We start from the raw sequence: 23,368 nt of genomic DNA on the forward strand, positions 1-23,368 counted from the left end.
CCTGTATAGACTGATCTATCTAAATACGGAATCATATGAATACAGGGAACCCAGTGGTGTCAAGCGAGCGATCGAGCGAAGTCCAGCAAGAGCGCCGAAAAGGGCTCGCGGCATAGGGTACGGGACTGCTCGAGGGTGGCGATGGCACCGGGAACATCGCCGGCTTCCAGGTGGCCGAGCGCTGCCACTACTTGCCGCTGGGCGGCCTGCTCGGCCTCGAGCAGTTGTGTGAGCTCCATGCCGCAGCGGCGGCAGTGGCTGTCGCCGTCGCCGCTGCGGCGAGCACGGCAGTTGGGGCAGCGTTGCATCACGGCTCCAGATAGAAGACCAGGTCGGAGAGCTCATCCGTGGCCCGCGCCAGGGCGGCGATATCACCGCTGGCCAAGGCATCCTGGACACTCTCGATGTTGTCTACCAGGTCTTCCCGGTCCTCGGGGTTGGCGCCTTCCATCAGTCGCTCGGCCTTCTCGATCAGGGCCTGCGCCTGGATCGCCTCGCGCTGTGCCGACTGGACCGGTTGGGCCTCGCCCTCGATGAGGGAGGACAGGCGCTGACGCGCGTCACTGAGCTCCTCCTGCTCGAAACGGGCGGTGGCGTTGTCGATGGTGATGTGTTTCTCCAGGCCGGTGCGTTTCTCCCGGGACGTGACGTGCAGGATGCCGTTCAGGTCCAGCGAGAAGGTCGTGATGATCACGTTGCCGGCAGGGACGTCGCTGAGACCTTCGATGCGGAAGGAGCCGATCTCGGTGTTGTTGAGGGCATCGGGATCCTCTCCCTGATAGACGAAGACGTCGATGGTCGTCTGGCCGTCCTCGAAGGTGTAGAAGGCTTCGCTCTTGGTGACCGGGATGGGGGTGTTCTTATGAATCAGCGGGATGAAGGTGTAGGGATAGAGCTCGCCCAGACGGTCCGATAAGGCGCTGGTGCCGAAGGTGTAGGGCGTCACGTCGACCAGCACGTTCGCCGTCACCGGCTGCCCGCCGATGACCGCCGCCTGGATCGCGGCCCCGGTGGCGACACATAGCTCCGGGTCCACCTCGCTGCGCGGTGCGATTCCCAGCTCCTCCTCGAGCCATTGCTGGATCAAGGGTGTGCGGGTCGCCCCTCCTACCAGCAGTACTTCATCCACATCGGCCACCGTGAGTTCGGCGCCATCCAGGGCGATGTGCATCGCCTCGAGGGTTTCGTCGATGAAGGGCGTGATCATCGTCTCGTAGTCCCGGCGATCAAGCTCCAGGGACAGGTGGATGGGGTGTCCGTCGTGCTCTAGCAGATACTCTTCCTCGATGCGGGCGTAGGGCGCATCGCTGAGCGCGATCTTGGCCGTCTCGGCGGCACGTCCGAGGCGTGCCATGGCGGCGCGGTCGCCGCTGGGGTCGACCCCTTGCTCGGTCTTCAGCCGCTCCACCAGGAATTCCACGATCCGGCTGTCGAAATCGTCGCCGCCGAGACGGTTGTTGCCGTGACTGGCCAGGACCTCGGTAACCTCCTGGCTCAGGCGCACCACCGAGACATCGAAGGTCCCGCCCCCCAGGTCATAGACCAGCAAGGTCTTGGCCTCGGCGTGGCCGCTCTCATAGGCCAGGGCCGCAGCGGTAGGCTCGTTGATGATGCGCACCACTTCCAGGCCGGCCAGTTCGCCGGCATCGCGGGTGGCCTGGCGCTGGGCGTCGGAGAAATAGGCCGGCACGGTGATCACGGCTTTGCCCACGGCCTCGCCCAGGTGCTCCTCGGCGGCGCGCTTGAGGCGGCGCAGGATGAGAGCGGAGATCTCCTGCGGCGTGTAGACCTGTTCCCCCATCGTGACCTTCTGGTCATCGCCCATCCGCCGCTTGATGGAGCGTACGGTGCGTTCGGGGTAGAGGGCGTACTGGTTGCGGGCGACCTGACCCACCAGCAGGGCGCCGTCGTTGGCCAGGCCCACTACCGACGGCAGCAGCCTGGCGCCGTCTACGTCGATGATCTGCACCTTGCCGTCCTGGACGATGGCCACTTCGGAGTTGGTGGTGCCCAGGTCGATGCCGATAATGTTGTCGCTCAAGATTTTGTTTCCTCAGTGCGCTTGTTGACGATGACCTCTGCCGGGCGCAACAGGCGGTCGTGTTGCAGGTAACCGCTGCGCAGCTCGTCCACCACTTCGCCGTCTTCCCGGTCGGCCTTATGCACCACCTCGGTGGCGTGCATGGTATGGGGATCGAAGGCATGGCCCACGCTTGGCAGCGGTGAAACCCCACGCCGGATGAGGATGTCATCCAGACGCGCCAGGTTCATGGCTGAGCCGTCGGCCATCCCCGCGACGAACGTGCCCGCGCCGCCACGACGCGCCAGGAAACCCGGCCGATAGCGGCGAGCCTGCTCATGGCCGGCCCGCAGACGATCGCGCAGTTCCAGCAGCTCGAGCAACAGGCCGCGCTCGGCGTCGCGTTGCTGGTCTCGGGCCGATTGTTGCTGGCGCTCCAGTTCCTCGCCGAGGCGGGTGTTGCTCTGGCGCAAGGTGTCGAACAACTCCCGGAACTGATCGAGAGCGGCCTTGATCTGACGGGATTCGAGCTTTACCTCGTTCTTGAGCGCCGCCTGCTCGGCCAGCAGGGTAAACAGGTCCGGGGATTCGGCCTCCGCGGTTTCTCTTGTCTCTGCAAGCTGGGCGTGCTCTTCAGATTGGGCGTCGCCGGCCTCCAGATAGGCACGAAAACGCTCGACGAGCTGCTCCTTGGCGGCGGCGTCCATCACGATTCCCCGCGTAGCAGGGCCGCGAATAGCGCCGGGTCCGGGCGGCGCGGCTTACCCGTCGGGGCGGCCTTGTCCAGGATATCGCTCACCGTCGGCGGCGAGGTGTCGAACAGCTCGTAGCCGAGGCGGTCGCGGCGGGTGCGTAGCGCCTCATAGGCGCTGCGCAGGGCCTCGAAGCGTTGTGGGTCGCGCTCTGGGGGATGACGTTTGACGCCTGCACGATAGGCGGCCTCGATGTCGGCATCGGTGGCCTTGGCTGTCACCCCCAGGGTCAGGTAAGGGTCACTCATGTGAACAGGTCCGGCTGGTTAAAAGGATCATCATCGTCCGATGGCGTATCGTCTTCCACGGCATGCCGCCTGCTCCCGGCCCGCCGTTTGGGTCGCGGTGCCGGGAAAGGGGGAGGGTCATCGGAGTCGGCGCTCATCATGGCGCCGAGCATCTCGATCAGCGCCGGGCGACCCAGCTCCCGCTCGAGCTCCTTGAACTGGCGCTTCATGTCGCGACTCAGCCCCAGCATGTCGAGGAGCCTATCCAGTCCCATCAGGTTGATGAGCATAGGCAAGGCCTCGGGCCCCATCTCCTCTCCCATCTCCGGCGGGAGGGGGGAATCCTCGAAGGAAGTAAGGCGCAGACTGTCGAGCACATTCAGCAGGCGCTCGGTGCTGCGCGTGTCGCCTTTTTCTCGGGCGTGCTCCAGGGCCCGCTCCAGTCGTCTGATGTCGGTTGAGCTCGCCTTCCACGGGGCACCCTTGTACTTGGCCTCGAAGGCATGAAAGGCAAATACGGGCGCGTCTTTCCAGCGCTTGAGGGCCGCCTGGGCGAAGGCTTGCCGAACCGCGTCCCAGCGGCAGCGGCGCAGGGTCTCGCAGGCGGCTTCCATCTCTTGAAAAGAGAGCTCGAATTGGGCCGAGGCCTTCAGGACCTTCTCGAAATAGCGGGTCACCTCGGGCGGCAGCTTGCCACCGCTGTCCAGGTGCTCGCGCAGTTGGGCAAGGCAGGCCTTCAGGTCTTCAGCACCTCGGGGTTGCGGCTTGGACAGGCCCAAGTCCGTGAACAGGGCCTTGGGCGGTTTGCCCACCGCCGCCGCTTCCAGCGCGATACTCAGTCCAGCGGCGAGGCCGTCGCCGAGACGCTGGTTCACCGCCCGCAAGGCTGAAGCGCCGGCCGGGGCATCGGTGGCCAAGGTTATCAGGGCGTCGACGATCTCCAGCTGGATGCCGAAGCGTTTGGACCGATCCCAGGCGCTGGCCTGCTCGAGCTCCCGGCGGGCCAGGTCCGGGCGGGCATTGCGAAGCTGTTTGCGCGCATGGGCGAGGTGGGCCTTCATCAGGCGTTCCCGGGCCGTCTTGTTGATCGGGTCGATGGCCAGGATGCGCCGGGCGAAGCCTGCCGCCTTCTTGAAGGCGCCGCCCGCTACGGCCGTGTCCAGGGCCGCCGTCAGTACCTGGAGGTTCTCGGGCCAGCGAGCCAGCGCCGGTTCGAGGAGACGGCGCGTCTCCTTGAGCTCCCTGCCGCGCAGGTAGTAGGCGGTCAGGCGAAGATAGGCCTGCGGGGCATCCGGGTCGTAATCGAGACTCCTTTCGACGAGGTGGGCGACTGCCCGGTCCAGGGCATGGGGCTCCGCAGACGGCGTGGCGTGTGCCAGGATGTCCCCCGCCTGATCGACGCGCCGCAGCACCAGGGCGATGCGTAGCGCCTGGTCACTGCCGGGAGCTGGGGCATGGGGTTCTTCCAGGTGCTGGGCCAGGAGCTCCCAGCACTCTAGGGTGTACCACGGGTTGTCGCTGTATCGCTCGGCCTGCCAGGCGCCTACTTGTACTTTTTCCGCTTGCGAGAGGGAGCGTCCACCGGCCTCACGGGGCCAAGCGAGGCTCTGCGGGGCGTCATCGATCAACAGGCGCCGTCCCTGTTCATGCACCCAGTCGTCGCCCAGCTTGTCACGGTGACGGTACAGGAAGTGCAACAGCGCCTTGGGCGGCGGTTCGTCGCCCAGCTTGCGGGCCTCTTCGAACAGTGCCTGGCGCTCGGGGCTCCAGCCTCGCAGGGTCAGCGCGAAGCGACGGGTGGCCTTGCCGACATCGGCGAGGCGAGAGGCCAGTTCCTGTTCCGGTACCAGGGCGAGTTCGGTCGCTTGGCGTAGCGGCGCGAAGGCCGACTCGGCCGGCACCCTGGCCAACAGGGCCGCGGCCTGGGTCGGCTGCTCGGGCAGGCGCTGCATGGCCTTGAGGAGGTGCACGCCATCGCGGTAGGGCGAGCGGAACGGAATGGCGGCCAACGCTTGCTCCAGGGCTATGTCATCGCCGCTGCAATAGGCCGCTAGTGCCGCTTGCGCTGCCTCGCCGTGGACCACCACGGGATCCTCCGGCGCCAGGCCCTCCATGACCTCGGCTTCCCCGCTCAGGTAGTAGGCCGCCAACTGAGTCCGCAGTGCTGCCAGTTCGTCAGCAGGCAGTGTGTCAGCGGCCTGGTTGAACATCTTGACCGTCTCGTGGACGCGCCCCAGGCGCAGCAGCAAGGCGGTGTGTGCCAGGCGCAGCGGCGCGGCAGCCCCCAGCCGGTGGCGGTTCTCCCACATCACCAGCGCTTCCTTGAGCATGCCCTTCTCGGTGAGTGAGTGGGCACGGCTTTCGTAGGCCTGTGCCAGGCCCTCGCGCCACTCCTCCCGCTGCTCTCGTTTCAACAGCTCCTTGAAATGGGCGATGGCCTCGCGGAAACGGCCTCGCTGCAATGTTTCTTGGGCGGAGCTTTCCAGGGCGTCGGACGAGAGAGAGGCGGGGCCCGGCTTGTTGCGCGCCGAACGCTTGTTTCGTTTCTTGGACATGCTCTGGCCATGGAGACAGGTTGATGATGCGCCACCAGGGCTTTGGGCGCGTTGACCCCGGCACGCTATGCGACAGCCGCGCCAGTGGCCGGCCGATGGTGATAGGTATCGTCAGGTGCGACTATAACGTGTCCGACGCTGGTGGTGAAACTGGGCACCTATCCATGGTGGAGCACCGCGCGCCCCCGCCAACTGTTGCTCATGAGTCATGCTCCTCGTTGTCGACGGTGTGGATGACGTCGAAGCCCTCGAACGTCGGCGGCCAATTGCCGAGGTGCTCGCCTGAGGGCCGCTGCCATCTTGACGCGCGTCACGTGACGCATTACATTGCTGGGATGATCAAGTCCTTCGCCGACAAGCGCACCCATGAGCTGTATGCCAAGGGACAGTCAAGACGGTTTCCAGCCGATGTAGCAGCCAGGGCCGCTCGAAAACTCGAGTATATCCACCTGGCCATGCGGCTGCGCGATCTGGAAGTGCCACCCGGTAACCGGCTGCATGCGTTGTTCGGCGATAGAGCGGGGCAATATGCGATATCGATCAATGCCCAGTGGCGTATCTGTTTTCGCTTTGAAGACGGTGATGCTTACGATGTCGAAGTCTGCGATTACCACTGACATCAGGAGGTGAAGATGGCCATCGAAAACACGGGCGGTATGCAGCGCAGGCCCACGCATCCCGGTGAAATGTTGCGTGAGGACTTCCTGCCGGATTATGGCTTGACCGTCGCAGGTCTTGCCGAAGCGTTGGGGGTATCACGCCAGTCCATCAATGAACTGCTACGCGAACGTCGAGCGGTCAGCCCCGAGATGGCGCTTAGGCTCGGTCGCCTATTCGGCAACTCGCCGGAGTTCTGGCTGAACGCACAGCGAGCCGTTGACCTCTGGGTAGCTGCCGAGGCCATCAAGGACGATATGGAACGGATCAAGCCGCTCGACGCCGCGTGATATCTTGCATGACGCTCTTTTTCGGCACGATACGATACAGAGCGCTGTAAAGCATCACGCTTCCATCAGGTCACTTGAGCTCCTCCAGCAGCGCGCCAAGCGCCTGTCGCTGCTGCCCCTCCAGCGTCCTCAGGGGCAGCGGCAGGCTGGGCGGTGCATAGGCATAGTTGCCCGTCGAGCCGAGGGCGCCAATGGAATCAACACCCGCGGTGACCAGTCTCTCGACCAGCCGTACGAAGGCCACCTCGTCGATGGCATTCTCGTTCATGGGCGTCATGGGGAAGGCACTCAGGCCGGTGAACATGCGCTGTCTCCTTGTTCTATTCTGGCGGCGGACTTGCTCGGGAGTATGCCACGGCGGAGACTCGGCACAGCGCATCCGAGCTGTGAGCCGGAGGTTTATCGCCAACCCCAGGAGGGTGATTGAATGGTGAGCCAAGCTGACCCCGACCTGGCCCCGCGCCTGCGTGAGCTGCTGATGGGCTTGCCCGACGAAGCCGTGCCGATCACCTACCAGCAGGCCGCCGAGGCGCTGGGCCTCACGCCACCTCGCACCATCCAGCGCGTCGCCCTGGCGCTGGAGGCGCTGATGCGCGAGGACGTCGCCGCCGGCCGCCCGATGGTCGCCACCCTGGTGGTCAGCCGCCGTGACGACCTGCCCCGGCAGGGCTTCTTCGAGCTGGCCGTGGCGCTCGGGCGCTTTTCTGCCGATCCGGCTCAGCACGAGGCGGCTTATCGGGAGGAGCTTGACTGTGTCATGGCGCTTCGCGGGTGAGACGCTCCACCTCGCGAATGGGCGCGCTCACTCATGACGCCGTATAGCCTTCCAGCGCGAACGGATTGAGAAACTGCCTGCCCCACAAGAAGTTGCGATCTACCGTGCTCAGAGCGGCTTCGTCGCACACGGCCTCCCATTGTTCCCGGATCGTGGCAAGTTGGTGGTCGATTATCTCCCTGGCTTGCGCCAAGCTCAGGCCGAGTCGCTCCGCGGCCGCCAGGCAGTGGACGAGCTGGCTGCGCCGCTCCTGGCCACTCATCAGCATAGCCTGGGTGGCTTCGCCACCGGTTCGGGATTGTGGGCAGATGTCATAGGCCGGCGTCAGTCGATACGATTCGCCATCCCAGCAGGCGGCATGATTGCGCGCATGGTCGTCGGTGTTGCCGCAAAGCACGTTGAAGACGATGCGGCCGAACAGCTCGAGCAGCGACTGCTCGGGCTGGTAGAACTCTGCCCGGATGCGATGGCCGAGGTCCTCATAACTGGCATAGCGAGCCGTCATCTCATCCAGGCCCAGCAGGGTGAGGGCCGACAGCACGATCCTTCTGGACCAACCGCCGGGCGTTCTCATCCTGTCGAAGCGCTCCACCAGCAGCACGTCCTTGCCCAGCGATCGGGTCATCTCGACGGGAGCGATATCGAGCCCCACGAGCCTGGCGAGTCGCATGGCAGCGAATTCCGCCTTCACTATGCTGTAGAGGTCAGTGCTGGAAGAGAATTTCGCCACCAGCTTGCGGCCCTGGTCATCCAACAGGGCCTTGGGACGAGCGCCGCCGATGCTGCTGCCGTGTTGAATGGCCTGCTCCAGGGGGGGAGGGAGCGGCTCCCCTGCTTCCACATACGCCGAGGCCTCCTGCAATGCCGCCAGGGTGGCGTCCTGGTGCTCACGCGGCTGGTAGTCGGTGGGGGAGAGCTGGAAATCCAGCGCGCCGATCCTGTCCGATCCGGACTCCAGCAGGTAGACCAGCTCGTTGAACTCGACCTCATCGGCAGCATCGCCCTTCCTGCCCGTTAGCCGATTGATGATGACGCGACGCCCCCAGGCGTCGGGAGCGGCATCGCGCAGGCAGGAGGGCAGTGCGCCACCTGCTTGCTCCTGGCTCCCGGGCCGAAGGGGAAGCTCGTCGGGGTAGAGGCTGATCGCGTCTTCGCGTGCCAGGTAGCGACGACCATAGGCAAAGCGGTAGTGGTCTTGATCGTCGCGCTCCACGAGACCGGCCACCACGGGGGATGTCTGACCGGGCAACCAAGCCCAGACGTAGGCGCGTCGGCTGCTAGAAGTCATCATCGATGGGCTCTTGTGGCTGACGGCGAGCGCGCTTGGGGAGCAGCGTCAGCCGTTCCCGCTGGGTAGCATGCTCGCGTTTCAGCGTGTCCAGGTCATCGGTGAACAGCAACACGCCGACCAGCGCCGCCGCTTCGAAATAGGTGCCGATGGCCACGCGGGGAGAGCCCTTGGCAACCTGACGAATGGTGACCACGCCGACGCCAACCCGCTCGGCGAGTTCGTCTCGGGTCCACCCCTTGCGCAGCCGCCCCTCCTCGATCATACCGGCGAACAGGCGTAGCGAGAGGGAGGCTTGGGGGCTGAGGGTGACGTGACGTGTTTTCATACCGATAGTATAGTGTCGATTAGTAGCGTTATCGATATTTTAATGCCACTACCCGCCCACTCAACGTCAGGCGCTGGCGATTCCGCAATGAAGTCGCCCTGATGCTGCCAGCGTCAAAGCTCCAACAGGCCTTCGGCGAACGCCTCGACGGGGCCGACGCCGGTCATGAAGGGGGCGTGCCCGGTCACTTGAAGCGTGAGCGGGCCGACTTGATCGCTTCGCTCAGCGACCCCCAGGCGCGCTCTGTGCCGGCCCGGATGTCGTCCCAGGCGTCGTCGCTGGAGTGGCGCAGCTCCTCGAGCTTCTTGCGCATCTCTTCGCGCTTCGCCTCGAGCCGGTCGATCTCTTCTTCCCGGTCGATGCGCGCATCGGCTTCGGCGCTCCGGGCGCGGGCCTTCAGCTTGTCCACCTCGGCCTGCAGCTCATCGAGCTTGGCGCGCAGCTTCTGTTCGTAGGCTTCCCTGTTGCTCATGGGGCACTCCTTTCCGTTTTCCGGTTCATGGAACCTTGAAGATAGCCTGTCCGCGAGCGGACAGGGCGTTTGTTCAAGGGTGGCATACTTGGCATCCCAGCCGCGATCAGCCAAGCTGTCGAGGACTCCTTGACTTACAGGATGCTTACACTGTGTCAGGTCAACCAGCGCGCCCTCCGGATCTGGCCTCGGCCGCCCCTGTCCTGATCGATACCGCGGACTGCCTGGCGGCGCTCAGCCGAGGTGGCAGCACCCTGATGAGGGCGGACCATTGGGCAGAGGGCGTCGACCGGTTACTGGCGGAGATTGGTCCCGTCACCGGGGCGAGCCGTGTCTGGATCTTCCAGCTTCTAGAGGTGCAGTCCGATACCGTGGTCCAGGACTATGTCTTTGAGTGGGCGCCATCGGAGCGCTATCGACAGCTCAACCAAAACCGGTTTCGCTTCTTTTCCTCATCGCTCGAGGATCCCGTCTATCGTCGTCTGGTCGAGGAGCGCCAGGCGGGGGTGTCTCATGACTTCTGTATCCCTGTCATGCCACCGGGACCGTTGCGGAGTGATCTCGAGGGCCAGGCGATTCAGTCCATGGCCACGGTGCCCATCTTCGTCAACGGTCATTGGTGGGGCACCCTGGGCATCGATGACTGTGAGCGTCCCGTCAGTTGGCGGGGGCCGGGTCTCGACCTCCTCGAGGCCGCCGGCCAGCTGATCGCGGCGGCCCTTTACCGCTACGAACTGAACCATCGCTCCCGCCAGATCGAACTGTTCCACAAGGTGGCCGACTGTGGCGTCTGGGAAATCAGCCTTCGCAACGGGCGGGTCTGGTGTTCCCAGGCGTTCAAGACGGTACTGGGCTACCCCGAGACGTATCCGCGGGTGCCCTTGCGACGCCTGCTCGCTCGTCTACACCCCGACGATCGCGCTGCGTTGCGGACTTGCTTGAGGGCCCTTTGGCGCGTCGCCGCGGAACCCTTCCTGGTGGAAAGGATGGAAGACGAGCCGCCGCTGAGAGTAACGATGTCGGTCAGCCTCGGGGTCGCCCGCCAGGGCGACGACGCTAGCCAGGCGCCGAACCAGCTGATGGCCCAGGCCGACCAGGCGCTCTATGCCGCAAAGCACGCCGGCCGCAACTGCGCGCTTTTGTATCGCGAGGCGACCGAGCCCGGCGCTGTGAATCTCGATTCCGAATAGACCCGACTGCTTCGGGGGGACCGATCGCCTCCGAGCCAGAGCTGACCCCTCGATCCAACCGCTTATGGGACCCATTATCCTTTGGTGCTAGGCTGAATCGAACAATATAACCACGCAGCCCATACGCAAAGGACGACCCCATGGCGACGGACTCTGCCGACTCCCCCCATTATCCCATCTCGCATTCTCGACAGGGGCAGGCGGTTATCGGACCGCCTGGCAGCGATTGCCATGGTGGGATACCCCATGGGTAACAATCAGAATCCCGAGCAGCGCGCCCGCGATCGCATCGATGACCAGCTCCGGTCTTCCGGCTGGCTCGTACAGAGCCTGGCAGAGCTGAATCCGTCGGCGGCGCGGGGCGTGGCAGTGCGGGAGTATCCCACTGACACTGGACCCATGGACTATCTTCTGCTGGTGGACGGCGTGCCGGTGGGCCTGATCGAAGCCAAGCGCGAGGAGGAAGGCCATCGCATCAGCAAGGTGGAGGAGCAGTCGGCCCGCTATGCCGAGGCCGAGCTGAAGCATATCGGCAAGGTGGATCTGCGCTTCGTCTATGAAGCCACCGGCGAGATCACTCGTTTCACCGACCGCCACGATCCGGCGCCCCGCGCCCGCGAAGTGTTCCAGTTCCATCGCCCGGAGACCCTGGCAGAGTGGCGCTCGCAGACCGCCCCCTTCCGGGCCCGGCTTCAGGCGCTGCCGGTGCTGCAGCCGGACGGCCTGCGCGACTGCCAGTTCCGCGCCATCGGCAACCTGGAAACCTCGCTGAAGGAAAACCGTCTCCGGGCGTTGATCCAGATGGCCACCGGCGCGGGCAAGACCTTCACCGCCATCACCAGCATCTACCGCCTGCTCAAGCACGCCGGCGCCAAGCGCGTGCTGTTCCTGGTGGACACCCGCAACCTGGGCGTACAGGCGGAGAACGAGTTCCACCAGTACCTGCCCCAGGACGACAACCGCAAGTTCACCGAGCTCTACACCGTCCAGCGCCTGCGCTCGCCCCATGTGCCCCGCGACGGCCAGGTCTGCATCAGCACCATCCAGCGGCTCTACTCCATCCTCAAGGGTGAGCCATTGCCCGAAGAGGCCGAAGACGAACCGGCCGGGCTCGATGCCCTGCGCAAGGAACCGTTGCCGGTGGTGTACAACGCCAAGGTGCCGCCGGAGTTCTTCGATGTCATCGTCATCGACGAGTGCCACCGCTCCATCTACAACCTCTGGCGGCAGGTGATCGAGTATTTCGACAGTTTCCTGGTGGGGCTCACCGCCACGCCGGACAACCGCACCTACGGCTTCTTCCAGCAGAACGTGGTCAGCGAATACCCGCTGGAGCAGTCCGTGGTGGACGGCGTGAACGTGGATCACTTCATCTGGCGCATCGACACTCGGCTGACTCGGGAAGGGGCGACGATCGAGGCGGAGGAGACCGTCGAGCATCGCGACCGCCTGACCCGCGAACAGCGCTGGTCGCAGCTCGACGAGGACCTGGAATACGCCGGCAGCCAGCTCGACCGCAGCGTGGTCAACCCCAACCAGATCCGCACCGTCATCCGCGCCTTCCGCGACGCCCTGCCGCGCATGTTCCCGCAGCGTCGCCTGTCGGAAGGCGAGGGCGGCCCCGGCATCAACGCTGGCGGCATCGAGGTGCCCAAGACCCTGATCTTCGCCAAGACCGACAGCCACGCCGACGACATCATCAAGATCGTCCGCGAGGAGTTCGCCGCCGGCAACGACTTCTGCAAGAAGATCACCTACCGCATCGACGAAGATCCCCAGGGCCTGCTCAACAGCTTCCGCAACGACTACCACCCGCGCATCGCCGTCACCGTGGACATGATCGCCACCGGCACCGACGTGAAGCCCCTCGAGTGCCTGCTGTTCATGCGCGACGTGAAAAGCCGCAACTACTACATGCAGATGGTCGGCCGCGGCACCCGTAGCCTGGACGCCGACGGCCTGCGCCAGGTCAACCGCTCCGCCAGTGGCCCGAAGGAACACTTCGTGCTGGTCGACGCCGTGGGGGTGAGCGAGTCGAAAAAGATGGAAACCGGCACCCTGGAGCGCCAGCCCAGCGTGCCCATGAAGGCGCTCATGCAGGGCGTGACCATGGGCGTGCGCGACCCGGACACCCTGACCAGCCTGGCCGGCCGCCTGGCCCGCTTCAGCAAGCGACTCGACGACGAGCAGCACCAGAACGTGCGCAGGATCACCGGCGGCCCGGACCTCAACACCATCGCCGCCGAATTGCTGGCCACCGACGACCCGGACGCCCTGCGCCGCGCCGCCCGCGAGGCCCACCAGCTGCCCGAATCCGCCGAACCCAGCCCGGCGCAGATCGAGACGGTGCGCGAGCAGCGAGCCAAGGCCGCCACCGCCGCCATCACCGGCCCGCTGACCACCTACCTCGAAGAGGTCCGCCAGCGCCAGGAGCAGCTGGTGGATGAGATCAACCCGGACGAGGTCACCACCAGCGACTGGGAGACCGACGCCGACACCCACCGCGAGAACCTGCGCCAGGCATTTCGCGAGTGGCTGGAGGCCCACCGGGACGACATCGACGCCCTGACCATTTACTATCACCAGCCGCACCGGCGCCGCGAGATCACCGCCCGGGCCATTCGCGAGCTGCGCGACGCGCTCAAGCGCGAGAAGCCGCAGCTCGCCCCGGCCCGGGTGTGGGACGCCTACGCCCGCCTGGATCAGGTGCCAGCGCGCCGGCCGGAATCGGAACTGGCGCAGATCATCGCCCTGGTGCGCCGGGTCAGCGGCTGGGACGACAAGCTCACGCCCTACGCCGACACCGTGCGCGCCAACTTCAAGCGCTGGGTCTTCGGCCGGCACTCCGGCAACCAGCCCAAATTCAACGAGGCACAGATGGCCTGGCTCGAAAAGATCCGCGACCACATCACCGCCAGCTTCCACATCGGCGTGGAAGACCTGGACTACGCCCCCTTCGACGCCGAAGGCGGACGCGGGCGCATGTGGCAGCTATTCGGAGAGGATATGGAGAACGTATTGGACCAGATAAATGACGAGATGGCGGCGTGAGTGAAGTTCCTGAAGGAGCACCATCAGTGAGACTGGACTTGCTTGGGCAGCGTTTTCCTGCTCCAAAATGGTGGAAAGTGGCTGCGCTTGATGATGTGGCCTTGATATTGGACTCCTATCGAGAGCCTGTTAATAACAAGGAACGTCAACAACGAATTGATGGTAAGGGCGTCTCCGAACTTTTCCCGTACTACGGCGCTACAGGGCAGGTTGATTACATTGATGATTACAAACTTGATGGGAAATACGTCCTCTTGGGGGAGGATGGTGCTCCCTTCCTAGAGCCGGAGAAGGCGAAAGCGTACATCGTTGAAGGGAAAGTATGGGTAAACAATCATGCTCACATTCTCTCACCGAGAATCAATCCTGACTTCTTCTGCTATTATCTGAATTCTGCAGATTATGCGCCAGTTGTAACCGGGACGACAAGGCTGAAGCTTAATCAGCGCGCTATGCGAAGAATAGCGATTGCTGTCCCTCCACTTAGCGAACAACGCCGCATCGTCGCCAAAGTCGAAGAGCTCTTCTCCGAATTGGACAAGGGCTTGGAAAGCCTGAAAACAGCTCGTGCCCAGCTCAAGACCTACCGCCAGTCCCTGCTCAAGGCCGCGTTCGAAGGCCGCCTCACCGAGCAGTGGCGCCGTGATAATGCCGACAAACTCGAATCCGCCGACCAGCTCCTCCAGCGTATCCGCGAAGAACGCGAAGCGCGCTATGAGCAGCAGCTGGAAGAGTGGAAAGCCGCCTTGGCGGAGTGGGAGGAAACAGGGAAAACGAGCCGAAAACCCAGAAAGCCATCTGCTCTGAAAAATTATGAATCACAATCGACTTACCATTTACCCTCGCTACCTGAATCCTGGTTATGGGTGACTCTCAGCGAGCTAATTGAGAGTGCAAAAAACGGACTATACAAACCGAGCTCCCAGTATGGTTCTGGTTGTGAGATCGTTCGCATTGACGATTTTTACGATGGCGTATTGCGTGAGGAAGGGGAGTTTAAGAAAGTTAGAGCTGATGTAGAGGAAGCCCAGGGTTATTCCATCCAAAAAAGCGATTTGCTGGTTAACAGGGTCAATAGCATTGAGTACTTGGGTAAGACCGGGCTTGTTCAAGATAGGCATGCGGGAATGCTATTCGAGAGCAACATGATGCGGTTGCGTTTTTTGCCCGACCTTATTGATCCTAAGCTATATTCAACATACTTAAGCACAAGACAAGGTAGATCAGAAGTTACACGAAATGCGAAACATGCTGTAAACCAGGCCAGCATAAATCAAACTGATGTTCTTTCGGCTCAAGTTCCGATCCTGTCAAAAGCGGAGTCGGCCGTTCTGTTGAAGTACTTGGATTCACGCTTTTCGAGAATCAAGCATTTGGAACAAGAGATCGATGCGGCTATTGGCCGCTCGTCGACGCTCCGCCAATCCATCCTGAAACGCGCCTTCGAAGGCAAGCTCGTCCCTCAGGACCCCGACGACGAACCGGCAAGCCGGTTGCTGGAGCGCATCCGCCAGGAACAGGCGGATACGCCCAAACCCGGTCGCCGCAGGCGCAAGGCCGAGGCCTCGGCATGAATACGTTCACGGCCCGCGCGCTGCTCGACCAGCTCCGGCAGCTCGATGAATCCGATCGCATCGAGGCCAAGCGGGCCTCGGCCATCGGCAAGTCGGTCATGGAGACGGTCTGCGCCCTGGCCAACGAGCCCGGGCTGGGCGGTGGCTGGTTGCTGCTGGGGGTGGAGAAGGCATCGGACCAGCCGGGGGATTACCGGGTGACCGGTATCGCGGACCCGGACAAGCTGCTGGGTGACCTGCATTCGCAGTGCGCCAATGCCTTCAATGTGCCGGTGCGGATTCAGGCCCGGGCGGAGGCGCTGGAGGAGGGCACGGTCATCGTGGTGGAGGTGTCGGAGGCCGATCCGGCGTCCCGTCCCATCCACTTCGCCAACAAGCCCCTGCCGCGCTCGGCGTGGCGCCGTGGGCCCAGCGGCGACTACCGCTGCAACCAGGACGACCTGGCGGCGCTGTATCTGGGGCGGGCCGGCCAGAGCCACGATGCCTCGGTCGTCTCCGGCGCCAGCCTGGAAGACCTGGACGCGGACGCCATCGAGCACTACCGCGATGCCCGCCGCGCGGTGAATCCGGCGGCAGAAGAGCTGACCTTTTCCGACCCGGAGTTGCTGGAGGCGCTGGGCGCCGTGGTCCGCAAGTCGGGCCAGCTGCACCCGACGGTGGCCGGCGTGCTGCTGTTCGGCCGCCGGGGGGCCCTGCGCCGGCTGTTCCCCGCCAACCGCGTGGACTACATCCGCATTCCCGGCAAGGAGTGGATCGAGGACCCCCACGAGCGTTTCACCACCCTGGACCTGCGCGATACGCTGCCCCGGCTGATACAACGGGCCACCGCGGCGGTGCTGGATGACCTGCCGCGGGCCTTTCAGCTGCCGGAGGGCGAGATCCGGCGGGACGAGAAGACGGTGCTGCCGGACAAGGTGGTCCGGGAGGCGGTGGTGAACGCGGTGATGCATCGCAACTACCAGCGTCAGCAGCCCGTCCAGCTGCTGCGCTACAGCAACCGGCTGGAAGTGCAGAACCCGGGCTACTCCCTCAAGGCACTGGAGAATCTGGGCGAGCCTGGCTCGCAATGGCGTAACCCGGTGATCGCCTCGGTGCTGCACGAGATGGGGCTGGCGGAGACCAAGGGCAGCGGCATCCGCGTCATGCGCCGGCTGATGGAAGAGGCCGGGCTTTCGCCACCCAGCTTCGATTCGGACCGTCACCACGACCAGTTCGCCTCCACCTACCTGTTCCACCACTTCCTGAGCGAGGCGGATATTGCCTGGCTGGGGCAGTTCCGGCACCTGGGGCTGGGTGAGGACGAGCAGCGAGCGCTGATCTTCCTCCGCGAGACCGGCCGCATCACCAATTCCGATTACCGCGACCTGAACCGGGTCGATACGCTGGCCGCCAGTCAGCGCCTGGCGCACCTGCGTGACCTGAAGCTCGTCGAGCAGGTGCCGCGCGGGCCGGCGACGTACTACGTGCCGGGCGAGCGGCTCGAACCCCTGGCGGAGGAGGGGGAAGGCGATCTCTTCACGCCCTTATCTACGCAGTCGGGGGGCTTATCTAGGGAGTCTGCCCCCTTATCACAGGAGCCCGGGCCCTTATCGCAGGAGTCTGGAGGCTTATCACAGGAGTCCGGCGGCTTGTCTAGGGAGTCGGAAGCCTTATCTAGGGAGTCCGAGAGCTTGCCTAGGGAGTCCGAAAGCTTATCCAGGGAGTCTCTGTTAGCAGAGCTGCCGGAATCACTCCGTAGGCAGTTGGATACCCTGGGCCAGAGGAGCCGCGACACCGGCCGCCTGGAATCCGCAATTTTGGCCCTGTGTGCCCATCGGCCTTGGTCCTTGCGAGAACTGGCAATGGCCACCAAGCGCAATCCTGCCTATCTGCAGCACCGCTATCTCACCCCGATGGTGCGCAAGGGCCAGTTGCAGCGCAAATTTCCGAATGAACCCAACCGCCCGGATCAGGCCTACATCGCCACCGAGGAGCAGTCATGAACGCCGAAAACCTGGTTTCCAAGGTCTGGAACTTCTGCCACATGCTCCGCGACGACGGCGTGAGCTATGGCGACTACCTGGAACAGCTCACCTACCTGATCTTTCTCAAGATGGCGGACGAATACAGCAGCCCGCCCTGGCATCGGGATGTGGGCATCCCCGAGCGATACAACTGGCAAAGTCTCAAGGCCCGCAAGGGGGCGGAGCTCGAGGGGCATTACATCGAGCTGCTGCGCCAGCTGGGCAGGGAGCGGGGCATGCTCGGCCAGATCTTCACCAAGGCCCAGAACAAGATCCAGGACCCGGCCAAGCTGGCGCGGCTGATCGAGCTGATCGATGCCGAAATCTGGGTGATGCTGGATGCCGAGGTCAAGGGCGACATGTACGAGGGCCTGCTGGAGCGCAACGCCCAGGACACCAAGTCCGGCGCCGGCCAGTACTTCACCCCGCGACCGCTGATCCGCGCCATGGTGGAGTGCGTGCGCCCGCAACCCGCCAGGACGATCTGCGACCCGGCTTGCGGCACCGGCGGCTTCTTCCTTGCTGCCTATGATTACATCAAGGACCACCACATGGCGGAGATGACCGCCGAGGAGAAGCAGGCGCTCAAGCATCACACCTTCTACGGCAACGAGATCGTCCCCGGCGCGCGGCGTATGTGCCTGATGAACCTCTTCCTGCACAACATCGGCGACATCAGCGATGACCCCACCATATCGCCCACCGACGCGCTATTGGCGGAGAATCCCCGGCGGCACGACTACGTGCTGGCCAATCCGCCCTTTGGCAAGAAGAGCACGCTTACCATCACCAACGAGGCCGGTGAGCAGGAGCGCGAGGAGTTCGAGTACAACCGTCAGGACTTCTGGGCCACTACCTCCAACAAGCAGCTCAACTTCGTCCAGCACATCAGGACGCTGCTGAAGGAAAACGGCCAGGCCGCCGTGGTGGTGCCGGACAACGTGCTGTTCGAAGGCGGGGCGGGGGAGACGGTACGCCGCAAGCTGATGGAAACCACCGAACTACACACCATCCTGCGCCTGCCCACGGGCATCTTCTACGCTCATGGCGTGAAGGCCAACGTGCTGTTCTTCGATGGCCGCCCCGGCCGCGCCGAACCCTGGACGGATGCGGTCTGGCTCTATGACTACCGCACCAACATCCATCACACGCTGAAGAAGAAGCCGCTGCGCGACGAACACCTGCGCGAGTTCGTCGAGTGCTACAAGCCGGGCGAACGTCACCTGCGCGAAGAGACCTGGAGCGAGGACAACCCCGAAGGCCGCTGGCGCCGCTACCGCCGGGACGAGATCTTCCAGCGCGACAAGACCAGCCTCGACATCTTCTGGCTGCGCGACAAGTCCCTGGGCGCTCTGGACAACCTGCCCGAGCCCGACGACATTGCCGAAGAGATCATCGAAAACCTGGAATCCGGCCTGGAAAGCTTCAGGAGCGTGTTATCGGCGCTGCAGTCCGACACTGATGTGGCGCCGATCCAGCAGACCAACTGACAGGTCAGCCAAGCGCTGCTTGACGTTGTGCAAGCGCTGCGCCAGGGAGCGACGCCAGCCGTGAGCCATCGGGAATTTGGGATTCCCATCCCGACCCGTTCAAGACACCAGGTGCAGGCGCCTGGCCAGTGGTTGCTGACCATCGCTTGCTGAACCGCCGGCCAGGCAAGATACGGGACCCAGTAACGCTACCGGATGGCCTCGGCGGCGATTTTTCTTCACAGAGCCCTCCAGCGAGGGGCCGCGTAACCCACAGGGCGATGGTGTATGAACCCCAAGGGGCCGCCTGGCGTGGCTGGCTCGATCGTATTGGCCTTGCTGGCCGCTGGGGCGATGTTTTGTGGCGTGGATGCCATTCTGTCGGATTCGGTCACCACACCGGCGAAATTCGGAGGCGACCACCGTGTGCACGGCACGGATACCGTCTTGATCGGTGTGGGCTGGATCCTGATGGGCTTGGCTATCGCCGCCCGAATTCTGGTTGGCAGGGGAGGTGGACACGCCGGTGTTGTGGCGTCGGTCGCCCTTGCCGTCATCGGCGGCCTGTTCTGGTTAGCCGTGGTGTAGGCGACTCGCTGGGCTGCAGTGCCCTTCATCGCCATGTACCCGCGCCGATCCGCAGCGGCTTGCCATCGTCGGGCACCAGCCATACTTCGCCGGCCACGCCGACGTTCAGCGTCAGCGGAGATTCGGCGAGGATACCCCGCGACCACGGCGGCGGGTATGACCAATGACGAAGACGCACTTGCCCCAAATCGAGTGACAGCTTCCCCCATGTTCCCTAAGCTGGTTGAGACGCCAACCAGCAAGGGAGCTGTCAATGGCCGACCACACTGCACCCCGCATCAGCTTGCAGCCGCATACCCGACGGGTGCGCATTCTTGATGGCGACACCCTGATCGCCGATACCCACAACGCTATCGAACTGCGCGAACGTGGCTATCCGCCGAGGCAGTACCTACCCCGCGATGATGTGCGCATGGACCTGCTGACGCCCTCCGAGACCGTCACCCATTGTCCGTTCAAGGGCGACACTACCTATTACTCACTTCCCGATATCGCCGATATGGCCTGGAGCTATGAACAGCCGACTGAGGAGATGCAGGCGATTGCCGGCCGGCTGGCGTTTGACGCCGACAAGGCGACGGAGATTGTAGAGTGAGGTCAGATATCGACCCTAAGCGGACATGTCGGAAAGGGCATCATGCGAGTTTATTCATGTTATGAAAAAAGCATGAAGATCAGCAATAATACATCCGGGGTGCTCTTGATGTTTCGAGCTTTGAGCGGGCTCAGATAGAGGTCAAGGATATCGCAACATTGTTGAACTCGCGTATATGTTCATATTTAATATTTAGCAAGAAGTCTAATGCCGATTCGAAAAGAAAGGGAGGTTCAATAAATGTGATTTCTATGATTTTTATCAACGCAGGGAGATAAGTATGGCCGATATAGTAAAGAATGTTTTTGTAAGTCATCATCACAAAGATGACGCTAGCGTCGACGGTTTGACAGGTATGTTATCAGGCAAGGGGTATCAGTTAAGGAATAGCTCTATACGTGTCAAACCGGAAAACCAGAAACGCCTTGATCAAAAAAAGGTTAGTGATCGTACTATCGCACGGCTTTTGAGAATGAAAATGCGGTGGGCAGGGAAAATAATTGTAGTAATCGGTAAAGACACACATAAGCGACCATGGGTTAACTGGGAAGTTAAAGTAGCCCACCAGCTAGGAAAGCCTATAATTGGGGTCTATGAGAATGGCCTGAAAAATCAAGTCGAGATTCCAGAGAATTTAAAAAAATACGCCACCTCGATAGTTGGGTGGAGGTCGGATTCTGTTATCGACGCCCTAGGCGGGGGGAGCCAATTCCAGAATCCAGATGGTTCTCCATCTCCAAGGACTGATGGAGGAAATGTAGTGTGTTGATAGACCCAAACTCTCATTTATACGTTTATGCTATTACAAGAGACTATGGTTTTGCCCCTAATCCCTTCCATGGTTCATGCACTTTGGCAACGTGTAAGCCGGACATTCGTAAATCAGCTAAAGTCGGAGACTGGATCATGGGTGTTGGAGGCAGTTCACTTCGCAGTGTAAAAAGACGATGCATTCTACTTATGAAAGTATCAGAAAAAGTCAGCTTTCAGAATTACTGGGACCATGAGCGTTTTTCACTAAAAAAGCCAGTGCGCAACGGAAGTAGAGTTCAAATGCTAGGCGATAATATATACCATATAGATCAAAATGGGAGCTGGGTACAAGAAGATTCTCATCACAGTAATCCAGACGGAACACCAAACATCGAGAATTTAAATCGAGACACTGGGAAGACAGACAAAGTGTTAATATCGAATCAGTTCTTGTACTTTGGCGACAGTGCTATAGCAATAGATTTGGCTTCAATTGGATACGGAAGAGTTAGAAATTATAAAAAAATACGACTCTCGCAGTCAGGTGAAGCTCGCGCTTTAATAACTTCTATATTTCAAGGGCATCGAGGTGATATCAGTATGGTGCTTTCTGATCCATGTCAGTTTATGGAGTCTCACCACCGAGTCGATCAGATTACCGGTAAAGTTAATTAAAATATTGGAGGTCATGATGATATTAAAAGAGCAAACTCGCGAGTGTGGAGGAGAAAGTCTATGATAACAGGGTATTCTCCGCCATTAGCAGTCAGTTTTATCTGGCACCCATCTGACTCCGAGGAAGTAAACCCTATTCTAAATGTTATAAGGATAAGCTTTTCTAGGGACAAGGATAAACCTTTTTCACGAGGGCTCAATATTCCGCTTTTCTTCTTTAGTTCGGAGAGCAGCGGTGAGACTCCATCCAACTATCCTGATGAATCAGCAAATACAAATATTCTCTTCGTGTTTACAAGCGTAAACACCGCAGGGAGGAAAAAATGGAGACGTTACATTGAGAACTTGCCGCAATCACCTTCAATTAAAATTATTCCAATTGCGGTTGATGCTGACGGATATGGGCATGGAGGTGCGCTGACAGGGTTGAACTGTATTCGAAAAAATGACTGGGCTGTCGAAAACAGAGACCTCAATGCGGTGGTTGCCTTGGCTCACGAAATATACCGCTTTAGTTGTAAATCATTGACATTCGAAAATAAAGGGGTAAATTCTTCCATAAGAATATTTTTAAGTCATTCCAAATCAGGCGATACTGGGAAGCTTCATTCCGAAGAGATAAAGAGATTTATCGATAATACGAATATGGGTCGTTTCTTTGATGCCAATGAGATATCGCCTGGGTATCATTTCGATCAAGAAATTGAAAATCACATTAAAGATGCAACCTTGCTCGCAATTGAAAGCGATGCTTATTCTTCTCGATATTGGTGTCAGCGGGAAATATTGATTGCAAAACAACACAATCGTCCTGTAGTTGTGGTTAATTGCCTTGAAGATTTTGAGGACCGCATTTTTCCTGCCGCGTCCAATGTTCCATGTGTTCATATTTCATCTACTGTGCCAATGTCAGAAAGGGATATTCTTCGAATTCTATCGACGGCAATTATCGAGACACTTCGGTATAGCTATTCAATGCAGTGTCTTGAGGCATATAAGCACGCAGGGTGGATTGATGAAGATAGTGAGTTGATTGCTCGCCCTCCTGAAATTAGGCAAGTACTAAATTTTAAAATGGATGGTGTAGAGAAAATGTGCTATCCAGAGCCACCTGTCTATTCAATTGAAGCGGATTGGCATGAGGAATTAGGAGTTCAAGCATTCACTCCTCTTTGGAGCCCTTTGCAGCGGGACAGTCTTTCTGGTAAGAGGATTGGTATATCAATTTCTGATGTTCCTCGGGAAAGCTTTGCAGACCACCATATTCATGCAGATCATCTAGTTCGCCTTTCACAAGACCTCGCCAGGCATTTGCTAGCGCGATCCGCAACATTGCTTTATGGCGGAGATTTACGACCTGGTGGCTTCACTGAATTTATCCTTGATGAAGCTAGAATCTTGAAGGACAGGTTAGGAGAAACAGCTCCGCCTATTGAAAACCATTTGGCATGGCCGCTGTATGTGTCGGATCCAGAAATTACTGCTTGGAGGGCTAAGTATCAGCAGGTCATGGAAACTATCGAATATGAAGTTGCTGGTGATGTCTTTAACAATATAGATAAGGAAGCTTTTTTACCTCCTAATACACCCCAGAATTCATATGTCTGGTCTCGATGTTTGACTGAAATGAGAGAGAGGTCGATTTCTTCTTCTACAGCTAGGATATGTGCCGGAGGAAGGGTTGCCGCGTACAAGGGTAAGATGCCAGGTGTTTTAGAGGAAATTTCATTAGCTCTTGATGCACAGAAATCAATATTTTTGCTTGGGGCGTTTGGTGGTGTAGTTGGCGATGTTTGCAACCTTTTACTGACTTCTGATGTGCCAGAAACGTTAACTGAAGAATGGCAGATATCCCATAATGAGGGGTATTCTGATTTGCAAAATTTGGCACGCTCATTTGGCCATGAAAGTGATTACGATACTATAATAGCATCCATACGCAGTCACAGTGTATCTGAACTTGCATCGCGCTGTGGCCTTAATGATAAGGAATACAAGAAGCTGATGAAATCCCCCTATGTTGACGAGTGTGTCTATTTAATTCTTAAAGGGCTCAATGAAAATTAGTATGTGTTTGTAGAAACATGGGCTGACTAACATGTAGTT

Annotated in this window: 21 protein-coding genes and 1 pseudogene; 13 read left to right on the forward strand and 9 right to left on the reverse strand. The window is 60.6% G+C overall.

Annotated features, from left to right (window positions below; translation table 11 throughout):
- Window positions 1-59 precede the first annotated feature (59 nt).
- From OP498_RS06615 to OP498_RS06635, 5 genes are read right to left on the reverse strand one after another with little or no spacing between them, the layout of a single operon-like run.
- Window positions 60-308 carry a hypothetical protein gene (locus OP498_RS06615; protein ID WP_280553001.1) on the reverse strand — a complete coding sequence of 83 codons (249 nt, stop codon included), beginning with the start codon at window positions 306-308 and terminating at the stop codon, window positions 60-62.
- Window positions 308-2,041: an Hsp70 family protein gene (locus OP498_RS06620; protein WP_280553002.1), complete on the reverse strand. Its 1,734-nt coding sequence runs from the start codon at window positions 2,039-2,041 to the stop codon at window positions 308-310. Before OP498_RS06620 ends, OP498_RS06615 begins: the two co-directional genes overlap by 1 nt.
- A complete protein-coding gene (gene grpE / locus OP498_RS06625; protein WP_280553003.1) occupies window positions 2,038-2,727 on the reverse strand; it encodes a nucleotide exchange factor GrpE in 690 nt (229 codons plus the stop codon). The genes OP498_RS06620 and grpE overlap by 4 nt, the downstream gene beginning before the upstream one ends.
- On the reverse strand, window positions 2,727-3,020 hold the full coding sequence (locus OP498_RS06630) for a DnaJ domain-containing protein (protein WP_280549223.1): 294 nt from the start codon (window positions 3,018-3,020) through the stop codon (window positions 2,727-2,729). The genes grpE and OP498_RS06630 overlap by 1 nt, the downstream gene beginning before the upstream one ends.
- Window positions 3,017-5,554, reverse strand: a complete 2,538-nt coding sequence (locus OP498_RS06635; protein ID WP_280553004.1) for a hypothetical protein — start codon at window positions 5,552-5,554, stop codon at window positions 3,017-3,019. Before OP498_RS06635 ends, OP498_RS06630 begins: the two co-directional genes overlap by 4 nt.
- 23 nt (window positions 5,555-5,577) lie before the next feature.
- Between OP498_RS06635 and OP498_RS06640 the strand changes: the two genes are divergently transcribed.
- Both OP498_RS06640 and OP498_RS06645 read left to right on the forward strand, forming a co-directional pair.
- The gene (locus OP498_RS06640) at window positions 5,578-6,171 is read left to right on the forward strand and encodes a type II toxin-antitoxin system RelE/ParE family toxin (protein WP_280553005.1); all 594 of its coding nucleotides are present in this window, start codon (window positions 5,578-5,580) and stop codon (window positions 6,169-6,171) included.
- A 15-nt stretch (window positions 6,172-6,186) separates the two neighbouring features.
- Entirely contained in the window at window positions 6,187-6,501 is a 315-nt protein-coding gene (locus OP498_RS06645; RefSeq protein ID WP_280549954.1) for a HigA family addiction module antitoxin, read from the forward strand.
- A 157-nt stretch (window positions 6,502-6,658) separates the two neighbouring features.
- Here OP498_RS06645 and OP498_RS06650 read toward each other — a convergent pair.
- A pseudogene (locus OP498_RS06650) lies at window positions 6,659-6,805 on the reverse strand (dihydrodipicolinate synthase family protein); the annotation flags it as partial.
- 123 nt (window positions 6,806-6,928) lie between these two features.
- Between OP498_RS06650 and OP498_RS06655 the strand changes: the two are divergent.
- Window positions 6,929-7,276, forward strand: coding sequence for a hypothetical protein (locus OP498_RS06655; RefSeq protein ID WP_280549952.1), 348 nt, complete (start codon window positions 6,929-6,931; stop codon window positions 7,274-7,276).
- A 31-nt stretch (window positions 7,277-7,307) separates the two neighbouring features.
- Here the strand turns inward: OP498_RS06655 and OP498_RS06660 are convergent, their stop codons facing one another.
- From OP498_RS06660 to OP498_RS06670, 3 genes are all read right to left on the reverse strand, one after another.
- Complete coding sequence (locus OP498_RS06660) at window positions 7,308-8,567, reverse strand: type II toxin-antitoxin system HipA family toxin (RefSeq protein ID WP_280553006.1); 1,260 nt, start codon at window positions 8,565-8,567, stop codon at window positions 7,308-7,310.
- Complete coding sequence (locus tag OP498_RS06665) at window positions 8,554-8,892, reverse strand: helix-turn-helix transcriptional regulator (protein WP_280549949.1); 339 nt, start codon at window positions 8,890-8,892, stop codon at window positions 8,554-8,556. The genes OP498_RS06660 and OP498_RS06665 overlap by 14 nt, the downstream gene beginning before the upstream one ends.
- Window positions 8,893-9,076: 184 nt before the next feature.
- Complete coding sequence (locus OP498_RS06670; RefSeq protein ID WP_280553007.1) at window positions 9,077-9,364, reverse strand: coiled coil domain-containing protein; 288 nt, start codon at window positions 9,362-9,364, stop codon at window positions 9,077-9,079.
- Window positions 9,365-9,621: 257 nt separating this feature from the next.
- Here OP498_RS06670 and OP498_RS06675 point away from each other — a divergent pair, with 257 nt between their 5' ends.
- The 10 genes from OP498_RS06675 (at window position 9,622) to OP498_RS06720 (ending at window position 23,329) form a co-directional block, all read left to right on the forward strand.
- On the forward strand, window positions 9,622-10,554 hold the full coding sequence (locus OP498_RS06675) for a GAF domain-containing protein (protein ID WP_280553008.1): 933 nt from the start codon (window positions 9,622-9,624) through the stop codon (window positions 10,552-10,554).
- Window positions 10,555-10,800: 246 nt separating this feature from the next.
- Window positions 10,801-13,605, forward strand: a complete 2,805-nt coding sequence (locus OP498_RS06680) for a DEAD/DEAH box helicase family protein (protein WP_280553009.1) — start codon at window positions 10,801-10,803, stop codon at window positions 13,603-13,605.
- The gene (locus OP498_RS06685) at window positions 13,602-15,179 is read left to right on the forward strand and encodes a restriction endonuclease subunit S (protein ID WP_280553010.1); all 1,578 of its coding nucleotides are present in this window, start codon (window positions 13,602-13,604) and stop codon (window positions 15,177-15,179) included. The genes OP498_RS06680 and OP498_RS06685 overlap by 4 nt, the downstream gene beginning before the upstream one ends.
- A complete protein-coding gene (locus OP498_RS06690; RefSeq protein WP_280553011.1) occupies window positions 15,176-17,161 on the forward strand; it encodes an ATP-binding protein in 1,986 nt (661 codons plus the stop codon). Before OP498_RS06685 ends, OP498_RS06690 begins: the two co-directional genes overlap by 4 nt.
- A complete protein-coding gene (locus tag OP498_RS06695; protein WP_280553012.1) occupies window positions 17,158-18,672 on the forward strand; it encodes a class I SAM-dependent DNA methyltransferase in 1,515 nt (504 codons plus the stop codon). The genes OP498_RS06690 and OP498_RS06695 overlap by 4 nt, the downstream gene beginning before the upstream one ends.
- Window positions 18,673-18,939: 267 nt before the next feature.
- A complete protein-coding gene (locus tag OP498_RS06700) occupies window positions 18,940-19,239 on the forward strand; it encodes a hypothetical protein (RefSeq protein ID WP_280553013.1) in 300 nt (99 codons plus the stop codon).
- Between the two features lie 253 nt (window positions 19,240-19,492).
- Complete coding sequence (locus OP498_RS06705) at window positions 19,493-19,834, forward strand: DUF427 domain-containing protein (RefSeq protein ID WP_280553014.1); 342 nt, start codon at window positions 19,493-19,495, stop codon at window positions 19,832-19,834.
- A 280-nt stretch (window positions 19,835-20,114) separates the two neighbouring features.
- Window positions 20,115-20,603 (forward strand): TIR domain-containing protein, encoded by a 489-nt coding sequence (locus OP498_RS06710; RefSeq protein ID WP_280553015.1) that lies wholly within the window; start codon window positions 20,115-20,117, stop codon window positions 20,601-20,603.
- Entirely contained in the window at window positions 20,597-21,262 is a 666-nt protein-coding gene (locus OP498_RS06715) for a hypothetical protein (RefSeq protein WP_280553016.1), read from the forward strand. Before OP498_RS06710 ends, OP498_RS06715 begins: the two co-directional genes overlap by 7 nt.
- A 60-nt stretch (window positions 21,263-21,322) precedes the next feature.
- The gene (locus OP498_RS06720; protein WP_280553017.1) at window positions 21,323-23,329 is read left to right on the forward strand and encodes a TIR domain-containing protein; all 2,007 of its coding nucleotides are present in this window, start codon (window positions 21,323-21,325) and stop codon (window positions 23,327-23,329) included.
- Window positions 23,330-23,368: the final 39 nt, after the last annotated feature.

This window comes from Halomonas sp. 25-S5 (assembly GCF_029889845.1).
Taxonomy (GTDB): domain Bacteria; phylum Pseudomonadota; class Gammaproteobacteria; order Pseudomonadales; family Halomonadaceae; genus Halomonas.

Excerpts from the sequence above, each read along its gene's own strand:
- OP498_RS06615 (WP_280553001.1), bottom strand. The coding sequence starts at position 308 with ATGCAACGCTGCCCCAACTGCCGTGCTCGCCGCAGCGGCGACGGCGAC.
- grpE (WP_280553003.1), bottom strand. The coding sequence starts at position 2,727 with ATGGACGCCGCCGCCAAGGAGCAGCTCGTCGAGCGTTTTCGTGCCTAT.
- OP498_RS06630 (WP_280549223.1), bottom strand. The coding sequence starts at position 3,020 with ATGAGTGACCCTTACCTGACCCTGGGGGTGACAGCCAAGGCCACCGAT.
- OP498_RS06635 (WP_280553004.1), bottom strand. The coding sequence starts at position 5,554 with ATGTCCAAGAAACGAAACAAGCGTTCGGCGCGCAACAAGCCGGGCCCC.
- OP498_RS06640 (WP_280553005.1), top strand. The coding sequence starts at position 5,578 with ATGATGCGCCACCAGGGCTTTGGGCGCGTTGACCCCGGCACGCTATGC.
- OP498_RS06645 (WP_280549954.1), top strand. The coding sequence starts at position 6,187 with ATGGCCATCGAAAACACGGGCGGTATGCAGCGCAGGCCCACGCATCCC.
- OP498_RS06655 (WP_280549952.1), top strand. The coding sequence starts at position 6,929 with ATGGTGAGCCAAGCTGACCCCGACCTGGCCCCGCGCCTGCGTGAGCTG.
- OP498_RS06660 (WP_280553006.1), bottom strand. The coding sequence starts at position 8,567 with ATGATGACTTCTAGCAGCCGACGCGCCTACGTCTGGGCTTGGTTGCCC.
- OP498_RS06665 (WP_280549949.1), bottom strand. The coding sequence starts at position 8,892 with ATGAAAACACGTCACGTCACCCTCAGCCCCCAAGCCTCCCTCTCGCTA.
- OP498_RS06670 (WP_280553007.1), bottom strand. The coding sequence starts at position 9,364 with ATGAGCAACAGGGAAGCCTACGAACAGAAGCTGCGCGCCAAGCTCGAT.
- OP498_RS06675 (WP_280553008.1), top strand. The coding sequence starts at position 9,622 with ATGAGGGCGGACCATTGGGCAGAGGGCGTCGACCGGTTACTGGCGGAG.
- OP498_RS06680 (WP_280553009.1), top strand. The coding sequence starts at position 10,801 with ATGGGTAACAATCAGAATCCCGAGCAGCGCGCCCGCGATCGCATCGAT.
- OP498_RS06690 (WP_280553011.1), top strand. The coding sequence starts at position 15,176 with ATGAATACGTTCACGGCCCGCGCGCTGCTCGACCAGCTCCGGCAGCTC.
- OP498_RS06695 (WP_280553012.1), top strand. The coding sequence starts at position 17,158 with ATGAACGCCGAAAACCTGGTTTCCAAGGTCTGGAACTTCTGCCACATG.
- OP498_RS06700 (WP_280553013.1), top strand. The coding sequence starts at position 18,940 with ATGAACCCCAAGGGGCCGCCTGGCGTGGCTGGCTCGATCGTATTGGCC.
- OP498_RS06705 (WP_280553014.1), top strand. The coding sequence starts at position 19,493 with ATGGCCGACCACACTGCACCCCGCATCAGCTTGCAGCCGCATACCCGA.
- OP498_RS06710 (WP_280553015.1), top strand. The coding sequence starts at position 20,115 with ATGGCCGATATAGTAAAGAATGTTTTTGTAAGTCATCATCACAAAGAT.
- OP498_RS06720 (WP_280553017.1), top strand. The coding sequence starts at position 21,323 with ATGATAACAGGGTATTCTCCGCCATTAGCAGTCAGTTTTATCTGGCAC.